Genomic DNA, 11,491 nt, shown 5'->3' on the forward strand with positions numbered 1-11,491 from the left:
CAAAAGTGGCTGCAACGCCCGCCAGCCGGCGCGAACAGCTATCGTTTTTGTAGCACTTCACCGAACATCGCGGCGTCGACGTTGCCGCCGCTCACGCTGATGCCGACGGTTTTTCCCCGCCAGCGTTCGCGCTGTTGCGTGGCAGCGGCCAGCGCCGCGGCGCCGGCGCCTTCGGCCACGTTGTGCGTGTCGGTGAAGAGCACGCGCATCGCTTCGGCCACCTCGGCGTCGCTCACCATCACCACGTCATCGGCTTCGCGCCGGATCATCTCCAGCGCCTCCGGCACGGGCGTGCGGCAGGCCATGCCGTCGGCCAGCACGGTGCTCACGGGCGACTCCACCACATGGCCTGCGAGGAAGGAATCGCGGTAGGCGGTCGCGTGCGCCGACACCACGCCGATCAGCTTCGTCTTCACGCCCACATGCGCGCGCGCCGCCGCAGCGCCGGCAAAGCCCGAGCCCAGGCCGATGGGCACGAACAGCACGTCGGGCGCGTTGTCCTTCAGTGCGTCGAAAAACTCGACGTACGCCGTCGCGACGCCACGCACCAGGTCGCGGTGAAACGATGGAATGCGATGCAACCCGTCGCGCTCGGCCAGCCGTGCGGCGTGTTCGCTGGCCGTCTGGAATTCGTCGCCGTGCTCGATCAGCGTGACGCCGAGTGCGCGCATCGCGGCGTTCTTTTCGACCGAGTTGCCGTGCGGCACCACGACGGTGGCGGCCAGCCCGTGGCGTCGCGCGGCGAAGCCGACCGATTGCCCATGGTTGCCGCGTGTGGCGCTCACCACGTGTCGCACTTCGGGATGCGCCGTTGCAAGCATCTCGAAGTAGGTGAGCCCACCGCGGATCTTGAAGGCGCCGGCCGGCGTGTGGTTCTCGTGTTTGGCCCACACCGTGGCGCCGAGGCGTTGCGCCAGCAGCGGCCAGGCGTACTGCGGTGTCGGCGGCATGGCCGCGTACACCGTGCGCTGCGCGGCCACGATCTCGTCGTGCGTGAAGTGCATGGCCGTCACAGTCCTTCCGATTCGAGCGTGACCGGGCCGCGTGGCGTGTCGAGCACGGCGACGAGATTCGGCGGGCCCGCGGTCACAGGCAGGTCGGCGAAGCCGATCACCTGGAGGGCCGTCGCGAGCGCATCGGCGCGCGGGTGTGCGAGTTGCAGCGAGCGCAGCGTGAGTCCCGACGCTGGCATCGCCTCGACCGGATGCACGGTCCCCCACTGAATCACCGTCGGAAGCGCGCCGTAGAAGAGGCGCTGGCCGTCGTCGCGCACCGTGATCTGCCAGGCGAGGCGCCCGGCCGGCGTGTCGCGGCCGGCCTCGATCAGCGTGCCCCGATCGATGTGCGCGGCCGGCTCGGGCCCGTGCGCCAGCGCGCGCAGCACCGCCTCTGCATCGGGCACGCGCGCGACGAAATGCACCAGCTGCGGCCCGTGCTGGGCCAAGCTGGTTTGCAGCGCCGCATCGTCCAGGTCGAACCAGCGGCGCAGCCCCGCAGCGCGCGACGGCGTCGCAGCCGGGTCGATCGCGATGATCTCGAGGTATGCCTGCGGAAACGCATCGCTCGCGATGTTCATCAGCCGGTTGTGCGTGCCCATCAGCGGGTGCGCGCCGCCGGGGCCGGGCGTGACGCCGAGCGTCGCCTCGCACCATGCGACGCCCTCGGACAGGGTGCGGGCGGCGATCACGAGGTGGTCGAGCTGGGCGTGCATGGTGGCTTTCTTACAGCGTGACGCTGCCGTCGATGCAGGCGACGGCGTCGCCACCGATCCAGACCGTGCCGTCGTCGGCGCGCTCGACGTGCACGTAGCCATCGCGGCCCATCGCCTGGCCCTGGCCCGCGAGGTAGCGCGCGGGCAGGTGCCCGTCGGAGATCAGCCATTCGGCGAGGCCCGCGTTGAGGCTGCCGGTGACCGGGTCTTCTTCCACGCCGATCGGCGAGGCGAAGGCCCGCACTTCGAGATCGACCGTCGCGGTGTGACGCGCGGTGCCGACGAAAGCACGCGATTCGCGGTTCGAGCGCGCGATGAGCGCCGGCGCCTCGTCTTTCGGCGGCACCCCGCACACGCCCACCTTCACACCCATTTCCTTCAGCAGGCGGTGGTCCGGCGTGAGCGCGAGCACGGTGTCGGCATCGTTCAGCAACAGGCCGAACCAGACTGGGCCGTTGTCGAGCACCTGCGCGGTCACGATCTGGCTCGCCTTCAGCCCCAGCGCGCCGGCGACCTTCGCCAGTACGCTGGGGCTCGGTGCGCTGCGGCGCAGCGGCGGCGCCGCGAAGGCGAGGCGTTCGCCTTCCGGCCGGATCGCGATCAAGCCCGCAGCGCACTGCTGCACGATGTGGTCCGGCGCCTGAGGCCGACCGCCCGCTTCCAGCCAGGCGCGGCAACTGCCGAGCGTCGGATGGCCCGCGAACGGCAGCTCGCCGCCCGGCGTGAAGATCCGAACGCGGTAATCGGCGGTCGGCTCGGTCGGCGGCAGCAAAAAAGTGGTTTCCGACAGGTTCGTCCAGCGCGCGAAACGCTGCATGGCCGCGTCGTCGAGATCGCTGCCGTCGAGCACCACCGCGAGCGGATTGCCGCGGTACGGCACGGCGGTGAAGACGTCGATTTGCTTGAAGGGGCGGGCTTTCATTTCGGTTTTCATTCCAGTGCGAGATCGAGCACGCCGCGGGCGCCGGCGCGGGCCGAGAGTTCGGCAAACCAGCGCTCGACGTGCGGCCAGGCCGGCCGCGTGTAGCCGGTGGCGGGCAGGCCGAACCAGCGGTGCGCCTCGCAGCCGAGCGGCATGTCGGCCATGGTGAACGCATCGCCCAACATGAAGCGGCGCGTCGCGAGGTGCGCGTCGAGCAACGCGAAGAGCGGCTCGGTCGCGGTCACCGACCGGGCAATGGTCGCGTCGTTGCGTTCGGCCGCCGGCACGCGGACCCATTGCATGAAGGCATCGCGACCGGCCGGGTTGAGGGTGGTCTGCTGCCAGTCCATCCAGCGTTCGGCGTCGAAGCGTTCGGCCAGCATGTCGGCATAGAGCTTGCCGGGCGAATGCTTCGCGCACAGGTAGCGCACGATCACGTTCGACTCCCAGAGCACCACGCGTTCGGCCCCTTCGCCGTCGTCGATGGTCGGCACCATCGCGTTCGGATTCATCGCTAGAAATTCGGGCGTGTGCACCATGCCGAAGGTGCCGCCGGCCTCGGTGCGCTGGAAGTCGAGCCCGAGTTCCTGCGCACACCAGACCACCTTGCGCACGTTGATCGAGCTGATGCGGCCCCAGATGTTGAGCATGTTGGTTTCCTTTGTCGTTGTGTTGCGCACGGGTTTCAACGAAGCGGCCGGTCGAGCAGCAGCAGGCGCACGGCCAGGCCGAACATCACAGTGGCGAGCAGGCCCCGGCGAACTGCCGTGGCATGGGTGCCCTGCGGCAGGCGACGCGCCATCTGGCCGGCTGCTGCACCCAATGCAGTGTTCACCACCAGCGACATGGCTGACAGCACGCTGCCCAGCAGCAGCATCTGAAGCACCACGGGTCCGTTTGCCGGATGCACGAACTGCGGCAGGAACACCATGAAGAACAACAGCGCCTTCGGATTCACCAGCGTGTTGACGAACGCCATGCGAACAATGCGCCCGAAAGAGACGCGCGTTGCTTCAGGGTTGGCCGCGGGCAGCCCGCCCGCGCGCAAGGCCTGCAGGCCCAGCCACATCAGATAAAGCGCGCCCGCATAGCGCAGCAGGTCGAACGCCGGCGCCCAGGCTGCGACCAGCGCGGTCACGCCGGTCGCGGCGCAGAGCGTGTGCACCACGTCGCCGGCGGCGAAGCCGATGCCACAGGCCAGTCCACCGCGCGGGCCGTGCGCGGCGCCCTGCGAGAGCACGAAAGCCATGTTCGGTCCCGGCGAGGCGAAGAGTGCCAGCACCGCGACCATGAGAAGGCCCAGCGTTGCGAGATCGATCATGGTCGCGGCCTGCGCAAGATCAGCCTGCGGCCAACGCAGGCTCGCCGCGCGCCTGGCGCTGCAGGGCCAGTTCGTCGCGCACGGTGGCGGCGAGCGCGGCGATGGCGGTGTCGATCTCGTCGACGTTGGCCGTCACGAACGACAGGCGCATCGTGCGCGGATCGCCTTCGCCTGCATAGAACGGTGCGCCGGGCACGAAGGCCACGTTGCGCTCGACCGCCTTGGGCAGCAGCGCGACCGTGTCGATGCCCTCGGGCATGCGCGCCCACAGGAACATGCCGCCGACCGGCACGTTGAAGGTGACGTCCAGGCCCTTCATCTCGCGCTGGAGCGCCGCGACCATCGCGTCGCGCTGACGCTTGTAGAGCGCGCGGATCGTCGGCACATGGCGATCGAGAAAGTGGTCCTTCATCACCGACGACACCATGCGCTGCGTGAAGATCGGCGTGTGCAGATCGACCGCCTGCTTGGCCTGCAACAGCTTCGGGTAGATCGACTTTGGCGCGATCAGAAAACCGAGGCGAAGGCCCGGCGCCAGCACCTTGGAGAACGAGCCGAGGTAGATGCAGCCTTCGGGGTTGCGCGCGGTCAGCGGCAGCGGTGGCGCCTCGTCGAACCAGAGTTCGCCGTAGGGGTTGTCTTCGACGATCGGCAGGCCGGCTTTGGCGGCGGCTTCGGACACGGCGGCGCGGCGTGCTTCGGTCATGGTGCGGCCGGTCGGGTTCTGGAAATTGGGCAGCAGGTAGACAAAGCGCGCGTCTTTCGATTTCGCCACCAGGTCGTCCACGCGCACGCCTTCGTCGTCGGTCGCCACGCTCACCGGCACCGGCTCCATCGGGCCGAAGGCCTGCAATGCGCCGAGGTAGGTCGGCGTTTCGACCAGCACGGTGCTGCCGGGGTCGAGCAGCACCTTGGCCACGAGGTCGAGGCCCTGTTGCGAGCCGGTGGTGATGAGCACCTGGTCGGGGTCGACGTTCCACGGCAGCATGTCGGCCACCGCCTGGCGCAGCGGGCCGTAGCCTTCGCTCGCGGCGTATTGCAGCGCGGCCTGGCCGTCGTTCTGCAGCACTTCGGCGCAGGCGTCGGCGAAAGCCTGGATCGGGAAGGTCTTGGGCGACGGCAGGCCGCCGGCCAGGCTGATGATGCCGGGCCGCTCGGTGACTTTCAGGATCTCGCGCAACACCGACGGGTTCATCTTTGCGGCGCGTCTGGCCAGTTTCCAGTTCATGGGGTTCTCCTTGTGAGCGGGGCGTTGTTTGTACTGCCAGCGACAGGTTGCGAAAGTTTCTTGCCGATGACGACCGTGGCGACCACCGCGGCCGCGAAGCCGAGCGTGACCACATCGAGCGGCTCGCCCAACAGCGGGATCGACGCGAGGATCGACAGGAACGGTTGCAGCAGCTGCGTCTGGCTCACGCGCAATGCGCCGCCAAGCGCGAGGCCGCGGTACCAGGCGAAGAAGCCGATCCACATCGAGAACACGCCGACATAGACGAAGCCGACCCATGCCGAGGCCGCGACCGGCTGCTGGGGCCACAGCACCAGCGTGGCCGGCAGCGTGAAGGGCAGCGCCATCACGCAGACCCAGCAGATCACGCGCTCGGCACCCAGCGCCGGCGTGACCTGCGCGCCGTAGATATAGCCAAAGGAGGCGGCGACGACCGCGCCGACCAGCAGCAGGTCGGCCCATTCGAAACCGAAGCCGCTGCCGTGCTGGTGCGCGCGCAAGACCGAGAACACCACCACCAGCAAGCTGCCGACCACCGCGCAGACCCAGAAGCCGAGGCGCGCGCGTTGGTGCAGCACCCAGGCCGCGACCATCGCCGACACCAGCGGCAGCAGCGCGGTGATGACCGCTGCATGGCTGGCCGTGACGACGCGCAGTGCGTACCCGAGCAACAGCGGATAGCCGATCACGTTGCCGAGCACCGCCATGCCGAGCGGCCGCCATTGCGTGCGCCTGGGCAGCGGCGAACGCGTGACGAGCAGGAAGACGATCGACAGCGCCCCGGCCAGCGCCGCCCGGCCAACCGTGACGAACCACGGCGACAACTGCGGTGCGATCGCTGTGCCGGTGGCCATTCGCGTCATCGGCAGCGTCACGGCAAAAAAGGCCACGCCCAGCACGCCCATCCACATGCCCAGGGTTTCGTCCTTCAGCTTCACGCGCCGACCATCCACCAGGCGGTGAGCACCAGCACCAGCGCCATCGCGCGGTTGAACCACAAGAGGCGCTTGCCCTCGGCCAGCCAGTGGCGCAGCAGCGAGCCGACCAGCGCATAGACGAAGTTGCTGGTGAACGCATAGACCAGCATCACCGGCGCGACGATCGCGTAGCGCTGCCACGCGTCGGGCTGGCCCGCGATCCAGCCGGCCACCAGCGTGAGCGCGAGCAGCCAGGCCTTGATGTTCACGAACTGCAGCATCACGCCCTGGCCGAAGCCGATGTCGAGCGCGCGACCTTCGGCGCTCCCGAGCGTCGCGCTGCCGCTCAGCTTGAACGCCAGCCACAGCAGGTAGCCGATGCCGAGCGTCTTGATGGCCACGCGCAGCGCGGGCTCGGCCACCACCAGCGCACCGAGGCCCGCTGCGCACAGCGCGAGCAGCAGCGACCAGCCCACCGGAACGGCCAACAGAAAGCGCATGGCGCGCTTGAGTCCGCCGTTGGCCGCGATGGCGGTCGAGAGCGTGGTGTTGGGGCCGGGCGAAAAACTCATCGCGGTGGCCAACACCAGGAGGGCGGTGAATTCTTGCCAGTTCATGCAGCCGACTCTAAACTGATGACCATTACAGTGCCAATACAGATTGCCAAACATAGGTTGCCTCTGTATTGGTCGACCCCCAGACACAGACTCGCCATGCTGACACGAACCTCGACCCAGTCGCTGACCGAACAGCTCGCCGGCCGCTTCGCCGAACGCATCCGCAATCGTCTGCTGCCACCGGGCGCGCGACTGCCGTCGGTGCGCGAATGTGCGCGCCAGCAGGGCGTGAGCCCGCACACGGTGGTGGCGGCGTACGACCAGTTGCTGGCGCAAGGGCTGGTCGAGGCGCGGCGCCAGCGCGGCTTCTATGTGCGGGATTCAGCGCCCGCGCAGGAGGGGCCAGCGCAGGGCGTCGTGAAAGCGACCACGACGCCGGTGGGCGCGTCCGGCATCCCGGCGGACGCGAGTTCGCTGATTCGCGGCATGTTCCATCGCCAGAGCGACAAGCCGCAACCCGGCATGGGCGTCTTTCCGCCGGACTGGATGGAGTCGACTTTCCTGCCGACCGCACTGCGTCGGCTGACCGGCACGCGCGCGCTGCAGGAGCTGTCGTTGCAATACGGCGAGCCGGCCGGCGACGCGGCATTGCGCCGCAGCCTGTCGCAAAAACTGGTGAGCATCAACGTGCCGGCGGGGCCGGACCAGATCATCACCACGATCGGCGCCACGCACGCGCTGGACATCGTGAGCCGCACGTTGCTGCGTGCCGGCGACCCGGTGATGGTCGAGGAGCCGGGCTGGGCCATCGAGTTCGCGCGGCTCGAGTCGCTCGGCATGCGCATCCTGCCGGTGCCGCGCCGCGCCGACGGGCCCGACCTGGACGTGATGGCGAAGTACTGCGAGGCGCACAAGCCCAAGCTGTTCGTGAGCGTGAGCGTGTTCCACAACCCGACCGGCTACAGCCTCTCGCCAGGCAGCGCGCACCGGGTGTTGCAGCTGGCGAACCAGCACGACTTCCACATCGTCGAAGATGACACCTACAGCCACCTCGCGCCCGAACACGCCACGCGGCTTTGCGCGCTCGACAGCCTGCAGCGGACCGTCTATGTGAGCGGCTTCGCCAAGATCCTCGCGCCGAACTGGCGCATCGGCTTTCTCGCGGCGCCGCCGGCGTTGTTCGGCCGCTTGCTCGAAACCAAACTGCTCGGCACCTTGACCACGCCGGCCTTGTTCGAGCGGGCGCTCGCCTGGTGCATCGACCAGGGGCAGCTGCGCCGGCACGCCGACCGCATCCGCATCCGCCTGGACGGCGCGCGTGCCCGCACTGTCAAGCTGGCGCTGTCGCACGGCTGCAGCTTCGTGTCGGAACCGGCGGGGCTCTTCGGCTGGGTCGACACGGGCGTCGACACCGACGCGCTGACGCAGCGCATGCTGGACGAAGGCTATCTGCTCGCGCCCGGTTCGCTGTTCCATGCACGCCGGCCACCGTCGACGCTGATGCGCATCAACTTCGCGACGGCGCAGGACGCAGAGTTCTGGAAGGTGTTCGGGCGGGTGCGCGACCGCTGACTACAGAAGCTTGTCCGGCGCGAGCGGGCCGAACAGCTTGAGCAGCAGTCGCAGGCTGGCACTGGCGTCGGGCTCGGTCGTGCTGTCCTGCAGGCCGCTGCCTTCGGGGGCGCGCCAGGTGAGCTGGCCGTCGACGGATTCGACGTGCCACGCCCCTTCACGCAGCGCCGTTTCGATCTGGGAGGTCGCGATGCGCGAGAGCTCGCTGCTCTGGATCAGCAAGGCCACCTCGGTATTCTGAAGCTGCGAGCGCAGGTCGAGGTTCATCGAGCCCACCACCAGCAGGCGGCCGTCGAGCACCAGGACCTTGGCATGCAGCATCGCGCGCGATTGGCCGGTCACGCCCGAGCCCGAGCCCGAGCTTCCGAACGCCTTGCCGACGCCGGCCTGCTCGCTGCGCATTTCGTACAGCTCGACGCCCATGGCGAGCAACTCTTCGCGATGGCGGGCATAGCCGACATGGGCCACCGGCGCATCGTTCGACGCGAGCGAGTTGGTCAGCACGCGCACGCGAACGCCGCGCGCGCGCGCCGCGGCGAAGGCCTGCTTCATGTCGTCGCCGGGCACGAAGTACGGCGAGATGATCAACAGGTCGCGTCGCGCCTGCCCGATCAGCTGAAGCAGGCCTTCGACCACCGTTTCGCTGCCGGCCGCCAAATCGGCCGAGGCGTCGAGCGCCGCCGTGCGCGGGCTGCCTGCGTTGTCTTGTTGCTGGCTGATCACCATCGCGGGGGCCTTGCCTGCGCCCGCGTCCGGGCTGGTGGTGTCGGGGGCGATCTTGGCGGGTTTGTCGGCCATGACGACCGCCGGCGCCCAAACGAAGCGGGCGCTTGCCAGGTCGAGCGGTTTTTCGTCCCAGGCGAATGCGCGCTGCTCCGGCGTGGGGCCGCCGCTGTCGGCAGGGCGCTCGCCGTTAGGTCCAGCGGGTGGACGAACCCGATTGCGCATTTCCTGCAGTTCTTCTTTCGTAACGAGCGACTGCACGGGGTACGAGCGTTCGTTGTTCCAGTAGGCATCGAAGCTGCGCGACAGGTCTTGCACGATCGGTCCGGCGGCGAGCACGTCGAGGTCGACGAAATTGCCGGCCTTGGCATTGCCGAAGTAGGCATCGCCGAGGTTGCGTCCGCCGGTCACGCCCATCGCGTTGTCGGCGATGAAGAGCTTGTTGTGCATGCGCTGCTGCACGCGCGAGGCTTCACTGAGCGAGTTGGCCAGCCGCGAGAAGGTGGAGTCGCGATCCCCGGCGAGCGGGTTGAACAGGCGCATCTCGACGTTTGTCTCGAAGCCGAGCAACAGCACCAGCGCGTCGCGGCCGGTGCTGTGGAAGTCGTCGATCAGGATGCGCACGCGCACGCCGCGCGCGGCGGCGTCGCGGATGGCCCGCAACAGGCGCCCCGTGCTGGCATCGGCGTGAATCGCGTAGTACTGGAGGTCGAGTGTCTTGCGGGCGCCTTCGACCAGCGCAAGTCGGCTGCCGTACGCGGCTTGCGGGCCGTCGAGCAGCAAAAAGCCGGAGTCGAACCGGGCGCCGGCCGCATCGTGGCGCTGTTGCGCGAGCGCGCCGAGCGGCGTCTCGGCAGGCGAAGCGAGCGCATGGGAAACCGGGCGCTGCACGTCTTTAGGCAGCTGCGCACAGGCCGACAGGGCTGCGACGCCGATCAGCAGGCTCCAGCGTTTCAAGGCGGTCGTGAATCGCCCGAAGGCGGGAATGGGGGGCATGCGGCGGCTCGGTGACAGGAGGGCGGTCTGTATATCGCACTCGCCGACGTGTTCGCGTCGGACAAGCGCGGCGTGCGGCCTAGCGGGCAGCGCCGAGTTGCTCTTGCCGCTCGAGCAGGGCCAGCATTTCATCATCGATGCGCGCGTGGCGCTCGCCGAGTTCGGCGGCGCGCGACGCGTCGTTGGCATAGATGGCGCCGCCGTCGATCTCCAGCATCTCGGCGACGCGCTTCTGCTCTTCCTCGAGCGCGGCGATCTGCGCGGGCAGGGTGTCGAGTTCGCGCTGTTCCTTGTAGCTGAGCTTCTTGCGGGGCGTCGTCGCCGGGGCGCTTTTGGCCGCTTCGGCGACCGGGGCCGACGCCGCCACCGCTGGCGTGGGCGCCGCGGCGAGGCGCTGTTCTGCGATCTCGCGCGCACGCTTCGACTGGATCAGCCAGTCCTGCACGCTGCCTTCGTATTCGCGCCAGCGACCGTCGCCCTCGAAAGCGATCGTGCTGGTGACGACGTTGTCGAGGAAGGTGCGGTCGTGACTCACGAGGAACACGGTGCCGTCGTAGTCCTGCAGCAGCTGTTCGAGCAGCTCGAGCGTGTCGATGTCCAGGTCGTTGGTCGGCTCGTCGAGCACCAGCACGTTGGCCGGGCGCGCGAACAGGCGCGCCAGCAGCAAGCGATTGCGCTCGCCACCCGAGAGCGATCGCACGGGCGAATTGGCGCGCGCCGGCGAGAACAGGAAATCCGAGAGGTAGCTCTTGACGTGCTTCTTCTGGCTGCCGATCTCGATCCACTCGCTGCCGGGGCTGATGAAGTCTTCCAGCGTCGCGTCGAGGTCGAGCTTGTCGCGCATCTGGTCGAAATACGCGACCTGGAGGTTGGTGCCGCGGCGGATCTTGCCGCTGTCGGGCTCGAGTTCGCCCAGGATCATCTTGAGCAGCGTGGTCTTGCCGGCGCCGTTCGGGCCCATCAGGCCGACCTTGTCGCCGCGCAGGATGGTGCCTGTGAAGCCTCGGATGACGGTCTTCTCGCCGAACGCCTTGGTCGCATCGGTCAGTTCGGCCACGATCTTGCCGCTCGACTGGCCCGAGGCCACGTCCATGTTCACGCTGCCCTGCACGTTGCGGCGCGACGCATGGTTGGCGCGCAGGTCCTGCAGGCGGGTGATGCGGCTCTGGCTGCGCGTGCGACGCGCTTCGACGCCCTTGCGAATCCAGATCTCTTCTTGGGCGAGCAGTTTGTCGGCTTTGGCGCTGATGACGGCTTCTTGGGCGAGCTGTTCTTCCTTTTGCAGAAGGTATTGCTCGAAGTTGCCGAAGTAGGAGTTCAGCTTGCCGCGGTCCAGCTCGACGATGCGGGTGGCGACGCGGTTCAGGAAGGTTCGGTCATGGGTGATGGTGACGACGCTGCCCTTGAAGTCGACCAGCAACTGTTCGAGCCACTCGATGGAGTCCAGATCCAGGTGATTGGTGGGCTCGTCGAGCAACAGCACGTCGGGCGCCGCCACCAGCGCCTGGGCCAATGCCACGCGCTTGCGGGTCCCGCCGGAGAGC

Annotated in this window: 11 protein-coding genes (1 of these 11 only partly in view); 1 reads left to right on the forward strand and 10 read right to left on the reverse strand. The window is 68.4% G+C overall.

The annotated features are described in order from the left end of the window. Positions 1-38: 38 nt before the first annotated feature. Genes AX767_RS13040 through AX767_RS13075 form a run of 8 tightly spaced genes read right to left on the reverse strand, consistent with a single transcriptional unit; the run spans position 39 to position 6,716 of the window. Positions 39-1,004, reverse strand: a complete 966-nt coding sequence (locus AX767_RS13040; protein ID WP_068631731.1) for a threonine dehydratase — start codon at positions 1,002-1,004, stop codon at positions 39-41. Between the two features lie 5 nt (positions 1,005-1,009). Beyond that, on the reverse strand, positions 1,010-1,711 hold the full coding sequence (locus tag AX767_RS13045; protein WP_068631732.1) for a VOC family protein: 702 nt from the start codon (positions 1,709-1,711) through the stop codon (positions 1,010-1,012). 10 nt (positions 1,712-1,721) lie between these two features. Further along, positions 1,722-2,633 (reverse strand): PhzF family phenazine biosynthesis protein, encoded by a 912-nt coding sequence (locus tag AX767_RS13050; protein WP_210392480.1) that lies wholly within the window; start codon positions 2,631-2,633, stop codon positions 1,722-1,724. An 8-nt stretch (positions 2,634-2,641) separates the two neighbouring features. After that, positions 2,642-3,283 (reverse strand): glutathione S-transferase, encoded by a 642-nt coding sequence (locus AX767_RS13055; RefSeq protein ID WP_068633682.1) that lies wholly within the window; start codon positions 3,281-3,283, stop codon positions 2,642-2,644. Positions 3,284-3,318: 35 nt separating this feature from the next. Further along, positions 3,319-3,954, reverse strand: coding sequence for a LysE family translocator (locus tag AX767_RS13060; RefSeq protein WP_068631734.1), 636 nt, complete (start codon positions 3,952-3,954; stop codon positions 3,319-3,321). 19 nt (positions 3,955-3,973) lie between these two features. Beyond that, the gene (locus tag AX767_RS13065; RefSeq protein ID WP_068631735.1) at positions 3,974-5,182 is read right to left on the reverse strand and encodes an aminotransferase-like domain-containing protein; all 1,209 of its coding nucleotides are present in this window, start codon (positions 5,180-5,182) and stop codon (positions 3,974-3,976) included. Beyond that, complete coding sequence (locus AX767_RS13070; protein ID WP_068633685.1) at positions 5,179-6,093, reverse strand: DMT family transporter; 915 nt, start codon at positions 6,091-6,093, stop codon at positions 5,179-5,181. The genes AX767_RS13065 and AX767_RS13070 overlap by 4 nt, the downstream gene beginning before the upstream one ends. 23 nt (positions 6,094-6,116) lie before the next feature. After that, a complete protein-coding gene (locus AX767_RS13075) occupies positions 6,117-6,716 on the reverse strand; it encodes a LysE family translocator (protein WP_068631736.1) in 600 nt (199 codons plus the stop codon). A 96-nt stretch (positions 6,717-6,812) separates the two neighbouring features. Here AX767_RS13075 and AX767_RS13080 point away from each other — a divergent pair, with 96 nt between their 5' ends. Continuing rightward, positions 6,813-8,228 carry an aminotransferase-like domain-containing protein gene (locus tag AX767_RS13080; protein WP_068631737.1) on the forward strand — a complete coding sequence of 472 codons (1,416 nt, stop codon included), beginning with the start codon at positions 6,813-6,815 and terminating at the stop codon, positions 8,226-8,228. On the opposite strand, the gene AX767_RS13085 is transcribed toward AX767_RS13080, so the two are convergent. Next, complete coding sequence (locus AX767_RS13085) at positions 8,229-9,947, reverse strand: phospholipase D family protein (protein ID WP_082755014.1); 1,719 nt, start codon at positions 9,945-9,947, stop codon at positions 8,229-8,231. A gap of 79 nt (positions 9,948-10,026) precedes the next feature. After that, positions 10,027-11,491, reverse strand: the 3' portion of a protein-coding gene (locus AX767_RS13090) for an ATP-binding cassette domain-containing protein (protein WP_068631739.1). It continues 437 nt past the right edge of the window; 1,465 of the gene's 1,902 nt are visible here — the last part of the coding sequence; its start codon lies beyond the right edge, outside the window; it ends in the stop codon at positions 10,027-10,029.

This window comes from Variovorax sp. PAMC 28711, from assembly GCF_001577265.1.
Lineage (GTDB): Bacteria > Pseudomonadota > Gammaproteobacteria > Burkholderiales > Burkholderiaceae_C > Variovorax.

Excerpts from the sequence above, each read along its gene's own strand:
- AX767_RS13040 (WP_068631731.1), bottom strand. The coding sequence starts at position 1,004 with ATGCACTTCACGCACGACGAGATCGTGGCCGCGCAGCGCACGGTGTAC.
- AX767_RS13045 (WP_068631732.1), bottom strand. The coding sequence starts at position 1,711 with ATGCACGCCCAGCTCGACCACCTCGTGATCGCCGCCCGCACCCTGTCC.
- AX767_RS13050 (WP_210392480.1), bottom strand. The coding sequence starts at position 2,633 with ATGAAAGCCCGCCCCTTCAAGCAAATCGACGTCTTCACCGCCGTGCCG.
- AX767_RS13055 (WP_068633682.1), bottom strand. The coding sequence starts at position 3,283 with ATGCTCAACATCTGGGGCCGCATCAGCTCGATCAACGTGCGCAAGGTG.
- AX767_RS13060 (WP_068631734.1), bottom strand. The coding sequence starts at position 3,954 with ATGATCGATCTCGCAACGCTGGGCCTTCTCATGGTCGCGGTGCTGGCA.
- AX767_RS13065 (WP_068631735.1), bottom strand. The coding sequence starts at position 5,182 with ATGAACTGGAAACTGGCCAGACGCGCCGCAAAGATGAACCCGTCGGTG.
- AX767_RS13070 (WP_068633685.1), bottom strand. The coding sequence starts at position 6,093 with ATGTGGATGGGCGTGCTGGGCGTGGCCTTTTTTGCCGTGACGCTGCCG.
- AX767_RS13075 (WP_068631736.1), bottom strand. The coding sequence starts at position 6,716 with ATGAACTGGCAAGAATTCACCGCCCTCCTGGTGTTGGCCACCGCGATG.
- AX767_RS13080 (WP_068631737.1), top strand. The coding sequence starts at position 6,813 with ATGCTGACACGAACCTCGACCCAGTCGCTGACCGAACAGCTCGCCGGC.
- AX767_RS13085 (WP_082755014.1), bottom strand. The coding sequence starts at position 9,947 with ATGCCCCCCATTCCCGCCTTCGGGCGATTCACGACCGCCTTGAAACGC.